Here is a 15759-nt window from a genome sequence, read left to right as displayed (position 1 = left end):
TGCTCTTCATTGAGTTATTACCTCTTGAATGACTCACACTAGATGAGATGGCCGCGCTGCACTACGTTTGGAAACGTGCGTATAGACATTGTGACAAAAGAGTTCCCACCCGAGATCTACGGCGGCGCCGGCGTGCACGTCGCCGAGCTAAGCCGAGTGCTGGCCAGCCAGGTTGATTTGCGGGTTCACTGCTTCGGCGCGGAACGGGAGCCTGATTATCACGGGGCAACCGTGAGCACCTACCGGCCACCCGTCGAACTGGAACGCTCCAACGCCGCAGTGCAGACCTTCGGCACCGATCTGGCGATCCTCGACGGGCTCGCTGGATCGGATGTGGTCCACTCCCACACCTGGTATGCGAACATGGCCGGACACCTCGCGTCACTCCTGCACGGGGTGCCGCATGTGCTCAGCGCCCACAGCCTCGAACCGCTGCGACCGTGGAAAGCCGAGCAACTCGGCGGCGGATACGCGCTGTCCTCCTGGGCCGAACGGACCTCCTATGAGGCGGCCGCAGCGGTCATCGCCGTCTCGCATGGAATGCGGGCGGATATCCTGCGCAGCTATCCCCAGGTTGACCCCGAGAGAGTACAGGTGGTGCACAACGGCATCGACGTGAGCCTCTGGGAGCGGGACGAAGACCAGGACGCCGTCAGGAAGCTCGGCATCGACCCTGACCGCCCCAGCGTGGTGTTTGTGGGACGGAACACGCGCCAGAAAGGCGTTCCCTACCTTCTCCGTGCCGCAGCGCTACTGGAGCCTGGAGTGCAGCTGGTGCTCTGCCTTGGGGCGGCAGACACTCCCGAGTTGGCCGCCGAAACCGCTGAGCTGATCGCAGAACTGGAAGCCAGACGCGGGTCAGTGGTGCTGATCGAACGGATGCTACCCCGCAACGAACTCATCCAGGTCCTCAGCACCGCAACCGTCTTCGCCTGCCCCTCCATCTACGAGCCGCTCGGAATTGTGAACCTCGAGGCAATGGCCTGCGGGGCGGCGGTGGTAGCCAGTGCCACCGGCGGCATCCCCGAGGTAGTGGACGACGGCGTGACCGGCACCCTCGTCCCGCTGGAACAGGTCACCGACGGGACTGGCATCCCGCTGGACCCCGAACGGTTCGTCAAAGACTTCGCCGCCGCCGTCAACGCCCTCGTCGCCGACCCGGCCCGGGCGCGCACCATGGGTGAGGCAGGACGCCGTCGGGCTGAAGAGCACTTCTCGTGGGACTCGATCGCCGAGTCCACCCTTGAGGTTTACCGCTCGGTAATCCAGAAGGCCTGAGTACCCCGGCGCAGCAGTGCATCTACAGACAACGACCACGGAGGACCGAACAGTGACCGAACACCCCAGCCCAGCCTCACCTGACTCACCCAGCTCCCCGGACTCTCCCGATTCGGCGGCTAGCTCAGATTCTCCGGACGAGCCCGGCGTACCTGAGCTGAACGAAACAGAGGTCGACGAGTCAGTGATGGACGAGTCAGCCGAGAACCCGGCGCTCGACGTCGGGCGGGTCATCACCCCCGTCGATGAGGAGAACGAGGAGGACGACCCGCGGCAGGGCTAGCCCCTAGCGGCTGGCTAGCCGCCGGCCTTGGCTTTATGGGCCAGTACTGTCTTCTCGTCGATCGGGAAGGTACCGCTGGCTCGCTGCTGCCGCGCGTACGCCATGGCCTCGTCCTGGCGTTCCTTTTCCGCTCCTGTAGCGATTGCCGCTTGCAAATGTTCAGGTCCGTAGCCGAACGAATCGACCAGGTCCACGGCGTGCGGCCGGATCTTCACGAGGAGACGGTTGATGTAGGGAGAGAGGGTTCTCGCACGCTGAGTGGAGAGCCGCCCATGCATGAGGTACCAGGCGAGGTTGCGTTCGATCAGGCACAGCCCAAACAGGTCCCGCACCCACGTGAGTACCTGCCTGGTCCCGGAGTCATCCACCCGGTGCAGCGCTGCGGTGAAGGCTTCCCACTGCAGCAGCTCCGCATGGGCCTTGGCCGTCTCAATCAGCTCGTGCTGATGTTCGTTGAACTTCCGGGCTGCCGCCTCCTGCGACAGTTTCCTGACCCCGCGGAGCTCGCCGGCCAGGTCAGCGACCATCGCTTCGACCCGGTCGGACAGCAGCTCGTGCTGGGTGTGTTCATCCCGCAGCGCGATAGCCGACTTACGTTCGGAGCCGCCGTCGACGACGGTCTGCACCGCCCGGCGCAGGCCCGACCGGTGCAGCGTCTTTCCGGCCCGCTGGGTGACCACGTAGCGGGCCAGCACTCCGAAGTCGACCCCACTGAATTCCTTGGCATAGTCGGCGAGAAGGCGTTTCGCCACCAGCTGCAGCAGAACGTTGTTGTCCCCTTCGAAGGTCGCGTAGACGTCCATGTCCGCGCGGAGGGACGTAAACCGGTTCTCGGTCAGGAACCCTGCACCGCCACACGCTTCCCTGCACTCCTGCAACGTGTCGAGCGCATGCCAGGTGGACAATGGCTTGAACGCGGCGGCGAGCGTTTCGAGATCCTGGCGGTCCTCGTCGGTATCGTGTGCACCGGAGAACACGTCGTCGAACTTCGCCAACAACTCTTCGTGGGCGAAGGACGCAGCGTAGGTGGCGGCAATGCGGGGGAGGAGCCTGCGCTGATGCTGCTGGTAGTCGAGCAGCACCTCCTCCTTGAGATCGGACCCGGCGTTAAACTGCCGGCGTTCCACCGAGTACTGCACAGCAGTTTTCAGGGCCAGCTTGGTGACAGCAACCGCGGCACCGTCAAGGGACACGCGGCCCTGCACCAGGGTGCCGAGCATGGTGAAAAAGCGGCGGCCGGGGGAAGCGATCGGCGAGGTGTAGACACCGTCGCTGTCGACGTCGCCGTATCGGTTGAGCAGGTTGGTGCGGGGGATCCGCACGTTGCTGAAGTGGAGCCGTCCATTGTCGATACCGTTGAGTCCACCCTTCAACCCGTCGTCCTCACCGCCGATGCCCGGCAGGAAGACACCATCAGCGTCACGCAGGTCAATGTAGAAGGCGTGCACCCCGTGGTTGACGCCGCCGGTGATGAGCTGGGCAAACAACACCGCCGCGCGGCCGTCGATGGCGGCGTTGCCGATGTAGTCCTTCCAGGCAGCACGGAAGGGGGTGTGGATCTCGAACTCATCGGTGTCCGGCTGGTAGACAGCAGTGGTGGCGATGCTCGCGACGTCGGAGCCGTGGCCCGTCTCGGTCATCGCGAAGCAGCCCGGGATCTCCATGTTCATGATGCCGGGAATCCAGGCCCGGTGATGTTCGGCGGTGCCCAGGTGAAGCACTGCGCTGCCGAAGAGACCCCACTGCACGCCGGCCTTGATCTGCAGCGACGGATCGGCGACGACCAGTTCCTCGAAGCCGGCGATGTTGGCTCCATGATCGTCGTTCCCGCCGAACTCCGCCGGAAAGGCGCGGTGTACCGCCTTGTTGTCGACCAGGTAGTGCAGCTGATCGAAACACCGGTTCCGGTGCTCGGCGTTGGACTGGCCTTCGATCCGGTGTACTTCGGGGCGCCCTGCCAGCTCGCGGGCAACTCTCCGGGTGGCGGCCCACCGGCCGAGGAGGAGCTCGCCCAGCGCTTCGACGTCGACGACGGCGCGATCGTCATCCTTGATGGCGGCGGTCGCCGGTACCTTAAGTTCGGATCGCGTGGCGGTCTGTGTCATGGGGTGTCCTCCAGAGCGGATGTGGTGCTGTCGGGTGATGGAACGTGGTTGGCGATGCCCTCGAAAAGCCAGGTGGTGAGTTGTTCGCTGAGTTGGGCTTCAGTCGGTTTAGTGGGGCCGTCCGGTGTGGCGAGCCATAGCTCGCCGGCGGCCCGGATCATGCCAATCGCTGCCCGCGGCCACAGAAAGAGCGCCGGACCGCCGAACTGCCTGGCCTGCGGGTCGGAGGCAAGGAAGGACTTCATGGGGCTGGCGAGCATGGCGGTGACCGCCTCGATGAAGTGGCTGAGAAGCTCCGACGACTGGGGATCGGCAGGATTAGTGAGCGCGTCGGCAGCACCCAGCCGGGTGACAAAGGCGTAGACGTTGGGGGAGGTCTGGGCCATCTGCAGGTAAGCCGAAACCATGGCGTGAAGCCCCTCGCGGGGCGAGGCCGCCTGCCGTGCGGCGTCGAGCACCTTGTCTTGCATCTGGGCGATAACCACCTCGCCCATCGCCTGCTGCAACCCGGCCTTGTCACCAAAGTAGCGGTAGTACACCGATTTGGAGGTTCCGGCGGCTGTGGCAATCTCTTCCATCGATGCGCCGTAACCCAGCGAATGCACAGCGCGGCGGGCGGTTTTCACCAGCGCACGACGCCGTTTGTCGCGGTGCGCCTGCCAGCGACTGGAGCGCCCATCGCCTGCTGCCGCGCCGGGTAAGGCTGCGGGTCTGGGCACGGTGGCCTGCTTGTTCACGATACTCAGCGTATCAGGTACGCTGAGTATCGGTAACTCACCGTTTCGTGAAGGAGAATCACAGCATGGTCGACCAGGCAGCAGGCCAGCGCAGCGCGCAGCCTTCCACATCAGTCCGCAACGCGGTGGTCATTGGCGGGAACCGGATACCGTTCGCCCGATCCGGCGGTGCCTACGCGTACTCCTCCAACAAGGACATGCTGACGGCAGCCCTGGACGGCCTCGTGGCACGGTTTGGTCTTCAGGGTGAGCGGATCGGCGAGGTTGCTGCGGGCGCAGTGCTGAAGCACTCCCGCGATTTCAACCTGACCCGGGAAGCAGTGCTTGGTTCGGCGCTGGCGGCCGATACTCCCGCCTACGATGTGCAGCAGGCCTGTGCCACTGGCCTGGAGACCGTGATCGGCTTGGCCAACAAGATCAAGCTGGGCCAGATTGAATCGGGCATTGCTGGCGGCGTCGACTCCGCCTCGGACGCGCCCATCGCCGTGAGCGAGGGATTGCGCCGCGTCCTCCTTGACCTCTCGCGGGCGAAAACCGTCCCGCAAAAGCTCTCGATCCTTAGTCGCCTCCGCCCCAACGATTTGGCCCCCAATGCCCCGACTACCGGAGAGCCCCGCACCGGGCTGTCCATGGGCGAGCACCAGGCCATCACCACCGCCCACTGGGAAATCACCCGCGAAGCGCAGGATCAGCTCGCACTGAACAGCCACCACAAACTCGCCGCAGCGTACGAGCGGGGATTCTTCTCCGACCTGGTCACGCCGTACCGCGGAGTCACCCGGGACGCCAACGTCCGGGCTGATACCTCCCTGGAGAAACTGGCCAAGCTGAAACCCGTCTTCGGGAAGGGTCTCGCTGCCACAGCGACCATGACCGCCGGCAATTCGACGCCGCTGACCGACGGCGCCGCCACCGTGCTGCTTGGCTCGGAAGACTACGCACGACGGAACAACCTGCCCATGCTCGCTAACGTGGTGGACGCCGAGGCAGCTGCCGTGGATTTCGTCCACGGAGCCGAGGGCCTTTTGATGGCACCGGTCTACGCCATGCCCAGGATGCTGCAGCGCAACGGGCTGACCTTCGACGACTTCGACTTCGTTGAAATCCACGAAGCCTTCGCCGGCACCGTACTCAGTTCGCTGGCGGCCTGGGAGAACGAGGACTTCTGCCGGAACACCCTGGGACTCGACGGCGCCCTCGGAACCGTCGACCGCAGCAAGCTCAACGTCAATGGGTCCTCCCTTGCGGCGGGGCACCCGTTCGCGGCTACCGGCGGCCGGATCGTCGCGTCGCTGGCGAAGGCTCTCGCGGAGAAAGGCTCCGGCAGGGGACTCATCTCCGTTTGCGCCGCCGGCGGCATGGGCGTTGTCGCCATCCTGGAGGCACGCGAACAGTGACCGACACGTATCTCACCCTCGTAAACTCTGGTCCGGTCGGCCAGTTCGCCAAAAAGCTGGGCCTCCCACGTCCGGCGGTACTCCGTCGATACAGGCCCGGTGCGCCACTCGTTCCCGGTCCACTGTTGGTCCTCGGAACCGGCCCTGGAGCTGACAAGCTGGCCAGCCTGCTGCTGGACTGGAACCAGGACGTCCGCCGCCACGCCCGGCCAGGTGAGAAGCTCGGCGCCGTCGTGGTTGTGCTGGACACGGTCTCCCATCCGGGCGACCTCGCCGCTCCGGTCCTGGAACTCGGTCAGGCGCTCCGGCAACTGGCCCGCGGCGGACGGATCGTCACAGTTTCCCGCCCGGCCCGGGGATCCACCGCCCCCGCCGAAGCGGCGGCACGGCAGGCGATCGACGGAATCGTCAGATCAATTGGCCGTGAACTGCGAGCCGGGGCCACTGTCAACGGGATTTTGCTCCGCGACGATGGATCGGTTCAGTCCGTTGGCGGCGCCCTGCGGTTCCTGCTCTCAGGCAAAAGCGCCTTCGTCAACGGGCAGTTCATCACCGTCGGCGACAGCGCACAGGCCACCCCTCAGGACGAGGACCACCCGCTGGCCGGTCGGACCGCCGTCGTCACCGGCGCCGCCCGCGGGATTGGCGCTGAGATCGCCGCGGTCCTGGGCCGCGACGGTGCCCGGGTGGTGGTAGTCGACGTGCCGGCGGCCGGGGAACAGCTCGCCGCGGTGGCGAACCGGGTGGGAGGCACCGCCCTGCAACTGGATATCACCGCCGATGATGCTGCCGCGAGGATTCTCGAGCACGTGCAGCAGCGGTATGGATCGCTTGACCTGCTGATCCACAATGCCGGGATCACCCGCGACAAGTTACTGGCCAACATGGACACCGCCCGGTGGGAATCGGTGCTGGCAGTCAATCTTGCCTCGCAGCTGCGGGTCAACGAGTCGGTGCTCGCTTCCGACGTCTTTTCGGCGTCGGGCCGGATCGTCTGTCTCGCCTCGACCAGCGGCATTGCCGGGAACCGGGGCCAATCCAACTATGCAGCTTCCAAGGCCGGAGTCATCGGCATGGTACGCAGCACCGGCGCAGCAGTCGAAGGCTCCGGGCGGACCATCAACGCGGTCGCTCCCGGGTTCATCGAAACGGAGATGACCGCGAGGATGCCATTCGCCACCCGGGAGGTGGCCCGGCGGCTGAGCAGCCTGCAGCAGGGCGGGAAGCCGATCGACGTCGCCGAGACCATAGCGTTCCTCTCGTCGCCCGCAGCGGCTGGCATCAACGGCGAGGTGCTCCGCGTCTGCGGGCAGTCTCTGGTGGGCGCGTGAGCGAGGTTGTCCTGGACACCGTTCCGGGACTGCCCGCACTGTACCGCAGCGCCCTGGTCGGCAGCGTCCCGCTGCCGTGGGCCAGCAGTCAGTCGCGCAAAAGCTCTGACACCCCTGGGCTGCCGTCCGTGCGCCACCGTGTTGCGGGAGTCCAACCGTCGGTGCCTGATTTGTCCCGCTTCCAGCGGCTCATCGGCGCTCCGGCGCATGATCTGCTCCCGTCAGGCTTCGTCCACACTGTTGCCTTTCCGGCGGCGATGAGCATCATGGCGCGCCGCGACTTCCCGTTGCCGTTGCTCGGGATGATTCACTTGCGCAACTCTGTGGAACACCGGCGGGCGATTCATTTCAGCGAGACCCTCGACGTCTCCGCCTGGGCCGACCATCTTCGTCCACACCAGGCCGGGACACAGGTCGATCTCGTCACGGAGGTGACTGTCGACGGTGAGGCTGTGTGGACGGGACGCTCCACCTACCTGGCCAAAGGATCGTCTCTCGCTGGGGGAGCCAGTGTTCCAACGACGGACAGGGCTCACAAGGGGGAACGCGGCGTGTTCGTGGCGCCCTGCCTCACTGCCCGGTGGGACCTTCCCGCCAGTACTGGACGCAGCTACGCGGCGGTGTCGGGTGACTACAACCCGATTCATCTCACTGCCCTGACGGCCAAGGCCCTCGGTATGAAACGGGCCATCGCCCACGGCATGTACCTTGCCTCGCGCATGGTGCAGGAGAGCAAACCGGTGGGGGTAGAGTCCTTCGCGTGGAGCATCGACTTCCGGTCGCCGGTGCTGCTGCCCGCCCGGGTAACCCTCGCCGTCGAGCCTCAGCACCAGGCCGGGTCATGGCAGGGGGCGCAGATCACCGCCTGGAATGCCCGCCGCGGTCGCGAGCACTTCAGCGGCCGGCTCACCCGGCTGCCCAGCCAGAACTGACCATCGCACCACAGACTGCTCTCCTCACTCGACCGTGGGGAGGGCAGCAGGCGTCCTGAGCCGATGGTCCGGGCCTAAACTGTCATCATGAGCGAGAACGTACCCCTGCTGAACCGCGCCCGCACCCTTGACGCCGAGGATCCCCTGGCCGGGTACCGGTCACGGTTCGAGGGCCACGACGACCCCGACATCGTCGCCTACCTGGACGGCAACTCTCTGGGCCGACCCCTCACCGACACTCTCGGCCGGCTTGAGTCGTTTGTGCGGGAGCAGTGGGCTGGCCGGCTGATCCGTGGGTGGGACGAGGGCTGGCTTGAACTTCCGGAGCAGGTGGGTGACCTGATCGGGCGGGTGGCGCTCGGCGCCGCGTCAGGCCAATGCACGGTGGCTGACTCGACGAGCGTGCTGCTATACAAGCTGGCCCGGGCAGCGGTGGCTAGCCAGCCGGGTCGCACCGAAATAGTGGTCGACCGGGACAATTTCCCCACCGACCGGTTCATCATGGAGGGCATCGCCGCGGAGCGGGGTCTTCGGCTGCGCTGGGTTGAATTGCAGTACGACGGCGGTGCCACAGTTGCCGACGTCGCGGCAGCCGTTGGGCCGCAGACCGCCCTGGTGGTGCTCAGCCATGTGGCGTACCGGTCCGGGCATCTTGCCGACGTCCCGGCCATTACCGAGGTGGTGCACGACGCCGGTGCCCTGGTGCTGTGGGATCTGAGCCACTCGGTCGGATCGGTACCCGCCGAACTCGACGCGTGGAACGTTGACTACGCCACCGGCTGCAGCTACAAATATCTCAATGGCGGCCCGGGGGCGCCCGCCTGGGCCTACGTGGCGCAGCGCCATCTGAAGGATTTCCAGCAGCCCATCCAGGGGTGGCTTGGTAGTGCCGATCCGTTTGGAATGGGCTCGGACTTCGAGCCGGCTACCGGCATCCGTCGGATCGTTTCCGGTACCCCACCCATCATCGGAATGGTGGCGATGCAGGACATGCTGGGCCTGATCGGCGAGGTAGGCATGCCCGCCATCCGGAAGAAGTCCATCGCGCTGACCTCATTCGCGATCGAAGCGGTGGAGGAGCTGATGGCCGGGTGCGGCGTCGTCGTCGCCTCCCCCCGGGACCTCCGGCAGCGCGGCAGTCACCTGACGATTGACCATCCGGCGTTCCGTGATCTGGTTCCAGAGCTGTGGGCGAAGGGCGTCATCCCCGACTACCGCAACCCGGGGGGCATCCGGCTGGGGCTCTCCCCGCTGTCGACGTCGTTCGAGGAAACCTACCTCGGCATCGAGCGGATCGCCGAGCGTCTGCCCCGTCCCTGATCGCATCCGGTCATTCCCCCGAGTCGGACTCTGCTATTCATCCACAGAATCCAGGAACTCAGGCGCGCCTAATCGGCTTACGAGCACTCCCCGACAGAGGACCCCGATAAGAGAGTGGCGGTGCGGAGTACGACATTCCCCCGTGGATGCAATACCCGCCCCGGTTGGCCGGTGGAGGCAGGCTACCACCGAACATTCTCTCCTGCTACAGGACCTGCATTTCTGCTACCGGAACTGCAATAAGCCTTGGACTAGCCTTCGCATTCTGCGCAGTACTTAGCGCCATTTTTCTCGCGGGCGAGCTGGGTGCGATGCTTCACCAGGAAACAGGACATGCAGGTAAATTCGTCCTCCCGCTCCGGAATGACGGAGATCAGGAGTTCTTCCTCAAGAACCGCGCCGGGGAGATCGAAGCCCTCAGCGGTGTCACTTTCATCGGTATCGATGGTGGAGGACTGGGTGGTGGCGCTGCGCTGAGCCTGGATCGCCTCAAGCGATTCATTGACAGGCTGGTCTTCAGGCCTGACGCGGGGTTCGTCGTAGTCAGTTGCCATGCGGGGGTAGCTTCTCCTTCAGTTGTGTGATCAACCAGAGTACAGGGAGCGCCGGCTGTTATTAGCCGGGTTACGCTAATAGCGTCTAGCCGAGGCATTAAGTTCCGTCACTGGCTGCCGGATTTGCCCGGCTGGCTTGTTTCGCAAGGGTGGGTGCCCGGTACCGCGCCGGACGCTGCCAGCCGTCGAAGGCCGCCGTTTGACGCGAGGTGCTGGCCAGGACCCGGGCGTCAGGCCAAGGGAGGATCGTTCATCTGAATGTTCGTGGACTGCGGCTTCCCAGCTGAACTGACACGCCAGGTGATGCCTGCCCTCGGTGGTGGGATGGACGTCTGCGCTGCGCCGGGAAACAGGGAGGGCGCGACGACGGCGACCGGTGGCTCGTCCCGGTGCGGCCACCCCCGCCGTGGTCCTGCAGCCCGCCGACTGCACCGACCAGTTTCGCCGCCGTCGGGCAGATGATTAGGCTGGGCGGATGGCTACAGTTATTCTCGTGCGGCACGGCCGCACCACAGCGAATGCCTCCGGACTGTTGGCGGGACGGGCCGCGGGCGTCGGCCTGGACCAGGTCGGGCGGGACCAGGCGACCATCACCGGTGACCGGCTCGCGGCCGTCCCGGTAGTCGGAGTGGTGTCGAGTCCCCTGGAGCGCTGCCAGCAGACCGCCCAACTCATCCTCGACCGCCGATCCGGGGGGCCGCTCGCACCGGTGGATCTCGACCTTAATCTCACCGAGTGTGACTACGGCCAGTGGCAGGGCCGCACGCTCAGTGACCTCGCAACCGAGGATCTGTGGTCGGTGGTGCAATCACAGCCGTCTGCGGTCACCTTTCCGGGCGGCGAGTCCATGGCCGCGATGCAGGCGCGGTCGGTCGCAGCCATTCGACGTCACGATGCTGCCTTTGAGGCCGAACATGGGCCAGGGTCCGTGTGGGTGGCCGTAAGTCACGGCGACATCATCAAGTCGATCCTCGCCGACGCGCTCGGCATGCACCTTGACCTGTTCCAACGCATCAATGTGGGCCCCGCCTCGGTATCGATTGTGAGGTACGGCGCGAATCGACCGAGCGTCTACGCCACCAACACCGACGCCGGGGATCTGTCGTGGTTGGCCAGCAGTTCTCTCACGGGCGACGCGCCGGTGGGTGGCGGTGCAGGGCAACAGGCGCCACGAACCTGATACGCCTAAAATAGTTGTATGCCTACTAAAGTTCACGAATTTACCTGGCCCGATCGGGTCGTCGTCGGCACCATTGGCCTTCCAGGGGCACGCACGTTCTACCTGCAGGTGCGTGCGGGGACCCAGATCGTCAGTATCGCCCTGGAGAAGCAGCAGTCGGCCCAGCTCGCGGAGAAGATCGACGAGATCCTCGACCAGCTCATCACCCTCGAAGGCAACCCCTTCAGCATTCCCACCAGCACTCCCATTGAACTTGTCGACAATGAACAGCTCGAACCCGTCGAGGAGCAGTTTCGAACCGGCGCCATGAGCCTGGGGTGGGACCCGGCAACGGTGCAGCTTGTCATCGAGGCGTACCCGATCGCCGAGGTCGAGGCCAATGAGGACGGCAGCCTCGACGACGAGTCACTTCTTCAAATCGAGGAAGCCCCCGAAATGCTGCTGGTGCGCATGCCGGTCGGAACGGCACGCGCATTCGCCAAACGGACTCGCGAGATTGTTGGCGCGGGCCGGCCGACGTGCCCGCTCTGCGGCGAGCCAGTCGACCCCGGCGGGCACATGTGCGTGCCGCCCGAGGCCTGATGTCGGCGCTTGACCTTATGACCGCCGAGCTGACGCTCACCGGTCGCATCACGACCGCGTCAAACGCCACCTTCCTGGGCAGCATCGACGGCGCACTGGTCGTCTATAAGCCGATAGCGGGGGAGCACCCGTTGTGGGACTTCCCCGACGGCACCCTGGCCCACCGCGAGGTGGCCGCCTACCTGGTGTCGCAGGCTCTTGGCTGGGACGTTGTGCCGCAGACCTGGCTGCGTGACGGTCCGATGGGTGAGGGAATGGTGCAGCTGTGGCAGGAGCAGGACCCTGACCAGAACCCCGTGGACCTGATCGCGTCCGACGATGTGCCCGAGAAAGGCTGGAAGCACGTCCTTGAAGGGCGGGATGAGAACGAACGGCCGGTCACCCTCATTCACGAGGACTCACTGGCCCTTCGACGCATGGCCGTGTTCGACGTCGTCGTCAACAACGCCGACCGTAAGGGTGACCACATTCTCGCGATGGGTAACGGACGACGGCACGGCGTCGACCACGGTCTCACCTTTCACAGTGAGCCCAAGCTGCGCACGATCCTGTGGGGGTGGCTGGGTGACGAGCTGACCGCCGACGAGCTCGACGGCGTCGACCGGGTCAGCGCGGGCCTGCAAGGCGAGCTGGGCCGCGGCCTGGCGGACCTGCTGACCGCCGAGGAAATCACGTCGCTCGCCGCACGGTGCGCCCGGCTGCGCAGCGCCGGGCGGTTTCCGGGCCCAAGCGGTGGGATGCCTGCAGTGCCCTGGCCACTGTTCTAGGGGCCTGGTTTAGCCTAATCGTCGCCCCAGGCGCCACAGGATGTGTCAGGCTGGTCGCATGGATCTTGAGGTGTCGCCGGCGCTCATCATTCCCGAGCGCGAACTGGGCTGGCGATTTTCCAGGTCATCCGGCCCTGGCGGGCAACATGTGAACACCTCAGACAGCCGGGTCGAGTTGTCCTGGAGCGTCGTCGACTCGGCGGTGCTCACCGACGATCAACGGACGTCACTGCTCGCGCGCCTGGGTCAGCGTCTCGTGGCCGGAACGGTCACCGTCGCGGCCTCCGAACAACGGTCCCAGCTGCGCAATCGGGAAACGGCGTTACGCAAGCTAGCCGAGCTGGTGACCGTGGGGCTGGCTCCCGATGCCCCTCAACGTCGTGCGACCAGACCCACCCGCGGCTCCGTGCGGCGTCATGTCGCCGCCAAGCAGAGTCGCTCCGCCACAAAGCGTGACCGGCGGCGTCCACCGGCCGAGTAGGACGATCGGGGAAACAAGGTATCCAGGTGGCTTCCGGGTAGGTTGCCCAGCGCGGTGCCTCCGGCTCAGTTAGCTTCAGGACTGTGCGCCCGACCTCACGATAGCTCCGAGCAGGGCACGGCGCTCCTGCAGCAGCCTGCCGGCCCGGGTGTTGACCGTCGGACGTTCGTCCAGTTGGACGGCCGGTGCTCCGTCCCATCGAACACCCGGTATTCCTCAGGCTCACCGCTCCAACGAATTGGTACCCGTCCGTCTGCCTTGTCCTGGGGTTAGCGGGTGGGCGTCGCCTGGCATCTGGGCGGCCGAGACCCAGGGGTTGAGCCTACTGAGGGCTGAACGCAGGTCCAGGCGAAGTATTTGCGAAGCCTTTCCGCAGGTCCCCCCGGAATATTGCGATTGAGTGGGACGCTTATCGCGGCGTCCGCTGGGGGCGCTTCGACTTGGGGGACCACCATGAGCAAGAAATCGGCGCTTGTTAGCGCGCTTACTATCGCCCTGCTCTTCACAGGCATCCCGGCGCCGGCCAGCGCAGCCACCACCTACACCACCGATCTGCGCAGCGCGGCACGCGCGCTGCCGGTGGCTGCGGAGAGCAACGCCGGGTATGACCGAGACCGCTACTTCGGTCAATGGATGGATCAGAACAAGGACTGCCAGAACACCCGCGCTGAGGTTCTCATTTCCGAAAGTAAAGTGGCACCGAAGTACACCACCACCAAGTACTGCGCGGTAGCAACCGGTAAATGGGTGACCACATTCGACAACAAGGCGCACACTTCGGCCAGCACAGTCCAGATCGATCACATGGTGCCCGTGCATGAAGCGTGGGGGTCGGGTGCCCGGAATTGGACGCAGGCCCGCCGCGTCGCGTTCTATAACGACCTGGGGTACGCCGGATCGCTTAACGCCCAAACGAGCCGCCTGAACTCTTCCAAGCAGGCGTCCGGACCTGAACAGTGGATGCCGCCGGCGAACCATTGCAGCTACATCATCCAATGGACGGTTGTGAAGGCGCGCTGGGGCATGACAGTCGACAAGGCCGAGAAAGCCGCGCTCATCCAGTGGGCCGACAAATGTGCTGGCGTGAAGCTCACTATCACGAAGGTCTGATTCATAGAGGCAGGCCAGGCGTTCGCCGATGCCAGCGGTCTTTCCCTGACATCCGACGCGATGAACTTTTGATCACGTTTCGAAGAGTCCTCCCTGCGGGATGCCCGGCTTTCTGTGAGCCCACCAAATGCCCGCAGGTTCCAGGTCGCTATCAACAGGTTCGAAGCAGCCTCGCCTGGAATGTTCGCCTCCAGTGCAACCATGTTTGCCATAAGGGTCGAAGTGCTCCGCGGGTGGGCGCCCGAAGAAGGGCGTCGGGCAGTTGAACGGCTGTGGGCACCTTAAGTTCGTGAGGACACGTCACCTCGGAGTGGGTAGCACCTAGCTATACAGAGATGCCAACGCATCGGCTAGCTGTGGAAGGAATTGAGACGGACGATGAGCTTCGGGAGCCCTATCCGCGATTGCCTGGTTGAGGATCGACCAAAATTCTCGTTCGCTATTCACCCCGGGAGGTAGATGGATGTACCAAATGAATCCGCGGGGCCGCGAAGGTATGCCTGCCTCCGAGAGGTAGGTATCTACGTCCTCATCTGACTCTTGAAAATCCTTCACCGTCAGAGGTATTTCATGCGTTGTTGTAACGCCATTCGCGGTTACTGTTTGAACCACCTGCCCCTGATCCGATTGGCCCGGTTGTCTGATGAGGTTGCGGGGTTCGGAAACCCAGAGAACAAGCGCTCCCCAGCCGTTATTTGTGGCTTCTATCCAAACTTCACGATTCGCGGTAGCAGCTAGCGGGACTGCAGCCCATGTCTTGAGAGTCATCTAGTCCTTCAAGAGGCGCAGCCCTTGCCGAAAGTAAGGGCTGCACCTGTATGTAAAGGTCGGTTTAGGGGAAGTAGCAGTTATCGGCCCCGTAGCAGTTGAACTGAAGGGTGTTGAGTACCCTGATGCTCTGCCGAGGGTAGCCTGTTGGCGTGAAGTAGGACGTGAACTGGTTGTAATACTCGTTGCTGTTATTCAGACGATTTCCATAAATCAGCCCACTCGTGTGGCGTTTGCTACTCGAGGACACTGTGACGTTGCCAGCATCGTGTGAACCACAGGTCGACGGCCGAAATGTGGCCGTTTCCCGGCACCGAATGCGTGAACTGGTGAACGCCAGGGCCGGTCCTGAATCCCAGATTCGAGTCACTCGGCTGTTCGCTTGACGTCCGTCGAGGTTGGTTCGGATGACGATGTCAAAGCTGCCAGTTACTCCGCTGGTATTTCCGTAGGCAGCGTTTCCTTTAGTCTCTGCGATGTAAGAGGTGATCTTGCGACGGCAGACATCTCCACACTCGCACCAGGTGTCGTAGTCGTCTGCAAGGATGGAAAACGTCGGAGGCGATTCTCCCTCCAACGGCGCTTCAGCTTGCAACTCCGTGAACTGCTGTACAGGTTTACCCTTTGCGTCCGTACTTACGCTTAGTCCCTCTCCTGTGCAGACCCATTCTTGGGCCTTTTGCTTGAGTGCCATGTCAACGCACGGCACCAGCGACCTCCGGTGTGGGCAGGTCGGCTTGCCATTCGGGCAACTTGTCGGCCCGGGTGTGCTGCAGCGCGAAGGTGCCGTTGATGTCGACGGTGTGAGCAGGAGCCGGGGGAGAGGTAGCGAGGGTGATGCCTGGTTCGGAATGACGGAGGAGCTACACGCTTCGCAGCATATTGCCAATCCAGAATCCCAATATCGACCCGAACGCCACGCCATTGCCCGGTC

General features: G+C 64.4%; 15 protein-coding genes. 11 read left to right on the top strand and 4 right to left on the bottom strand.

Annotated features, from left to right (window positions below):
* Positions 1-75 precede the first annotated feature (75 nt).
* Both glgA and ACX80G_RS09105 read left to right on the top strand, forming a co-directional pair.
* Positions 76-1278 carry a glycogen synthase gene (gene glgA / locus ACX80G_RS09110; protein WP_459307323.1) on the top strand — a complete coding sequence of 401 codons (1203 nt, stop codon included), beginning with the start codon at positions 76-78 and terminating at the stop codon, positions 1276-1278.
* A gap of 52 nt (positions 1279-1330) precedes the next feature.
* Positions 1331-1561 (top strand): hypothetical protein, encoded by a 231-nt coding sequence (locus ACX80G_RS09105; protein WP_459307322.1) that lies wholly within the window; start codon positions 1331-1333, stop codon positions 1559-1561.
* Positions 1562-1575: 14 nt separating this feature from the next.
* On the opposite strand, the gene ACX80G_RS09100 is transcribed toward ACX80G_RS09105, so the two are convergent.
* The gene (locus ACX80G_RS09100) at positions 1576-3666 is read right to left on the bottom strand and encodes an acyl-CoA dehydrogenase family protein (RefSeq protein WP_459307321.1); all 2091 of its coding nucleotides are present in this window, start codon (positions 3664-3666) and stop codon (positions 1576-1578) included.
* A complete protein-coding gene (locus ACX80G_RS09095; RefSeq protein WP_459307320.1) occupies positions 3663-4403 on the bottom strand; it encodes a TetR/AcrR family transcriptional regulator in 741 nt (246 codons plus the stop codon). The genes ACX80G_RS09100 and ACX80G_RS09095 overlap by 4 nt, the downstream gene beginning before the upstream one ends.
* Before the next feature lie 65 nt (positions 4404-4468).
* On the opposite strand from ACX80G_RS09095, the gene ACX80G_RS09090 reads away from it, so the two are divergent.
* The 4 genes from ACX80G_RS09090 to ACX80G_RS09075 all read left to right on the top strand — a co-directional run bounded on the left by ACX80G_RS09090 (position 4469) and on the right by ACX80G_RS09075 (position 9383).
* Positions 4469-5800 carry an acetyl-CoA C-acetyltransferase gene (locus ACX80G_RS09090; RefSeq protein ID WP_459307319.1) on the top strand — a complete coding sequence of 444 codons (1332 nt, stop codon included), beginning with the start codon at positions 4469-4471 and terminating at the stop codon, positions 5798-5800.
* Complete coding sequence (locus tag ACX80G_RS09085; protein WP_459307318.1) at positions 5797-7131, top strand: 3-oxoacyl-ACP reductase; 1335 nt, start codon at positions 5797-5799, stop codon at positions 7129-7131. The genes ACX80G_RS09090 and ACX80G_RS09085 overlap by 4 nt, the downstream gene beginning before the upstream one ends.
* A complete protein-coding gene (locus ACX80G_RS09080; RefSeq protein WP_459307317.1) occupies positions 7128-8063 on the top strand; it encodes a MaoC family dehydratase in 936 nt (311 codons plus the stop codon). The genes ACX80G_RS09085 and ACX80G_RS09080 overlap by 4 nt, the downstream gene beginning before the upstream one ends.
* 87 nt (positions 8064-8150) lie before the next feature.
* Entirely contained in the window at positions 8151-9383 is a 1233-nt protein-coding gene (locus tag ACX80G_RS09075; protein ID WP_459307316.1) for a kynureninase, read from the top strand.
* A gap of 251 nt (positions 9384-9634) precedes the next feature.
* On the opposite strand, the gene ACX80G_RS09070 is transcribed toward ACX80G_RS09075, so the two are convergent.
* Positions 9635-9937 carry a DUF4193 domain-containing protein gene (locus tag ACX80G_RS09070; RefSeq protein ID WP_196841484.1) on the bottom strand — a complete coding sequence of 101 codons (303 nt, stop codon included), beginning with the start codon at positions 9935-9937 and terminating at the stop codon, positions 9635-9637.
* A 475-nt stretch (positions 9938-10412) separates the two neighbouring features.
* Between ACX80G_RS09070 and ACX80G_RS09065 the strand changes: the two genes are divergently transcribed.
* From ACX80G_RS09065 to ACX80G_RS09045, 5 genes are all read left to right on the top strand, one after another.
* Positions 10413-11117 carry an Rv2135c family putative phosphatase gene (locus ACX80G_RS09065; protein ID WP_459307315.1) on the top strand — a complete coding sequence of 235 codons (705 nt, stop codon included), beginning with the start codon at positions 10413-10415 and terminating at the stop codon, positions 11115-11117.
* An 18-nt stretch (positions 11118-11135) separates the two neighbouring features.
* The gene (locus ACX80G_RS09060) at positions 11136-11699 is read left to right on the top strand and encodes an Rv2134c family protein (protein WP_459307314.1); all 564 of its coding nucleotides are present in this window, start codon (positions 11136-11138) and stop codon (positions 11697-11699) included.
* A complete protein-coding gene (locus ACX80G_RS09055) occupies positions 11699-12466 on the top strand; it encodes an Rv2133c family protein (protein ID WP_459307313.1) in 768 nt (255 codons plus the stop codon). Before ACX80G_RS09060 ends, ACX80G_RS09055 begins: the two co-directional genes overlap by 1 nt.
* A 58-nt stretch (positions 12467-12524) precedes the next feature.
* Positions 12525-12947, top strand: coding sequence for an alternative ribosome rescue aminoacyl-tRNA hydrolase ArfB (gene arfB, locus ACX80G_RS09050; RefSeq protein WP_459307312.1), 423 nt, complete (start codon positions 12525-12527; stop codon positions 12945-12947).
* 453 nt (positions 12948-13400) lie between these two features.
* Entirely contained in the window at positions 13401-14057 is a 657-nt protein-coding gene (locus ACX80G_RS09045) for an HNH endonuclease family protein (RefSeq protein ID WP_459307311.1), read from the top strand.
* A 321-nt stretch (positions 14058-14378) separates the two neighbouring features.
* Here ACX80G_RS09045 and ACX80G_RS09040 read toward each other — a convergent pair whose 3' ends face one another.
* Positions 14379-14825, bottom strand: a complete 447-nt coding sequence (locus ACX80G_RS09040; protein WP_459307310.1) for a DUF5956 family protein — start codon at positions 14823-14825, stop codon at positions 14379-14381.
* Positions 14826-15759: the final 934 nt, after the last annotated feature.

It is taken from the genome of Arthrobacter glycogeni (assembly GCF_054510815.1).
The sequence above is the reverse complement of the archived record's forward strand: the minus strand, read 5'-3'. Positions and strand labels throughout refer to the sequence as shown.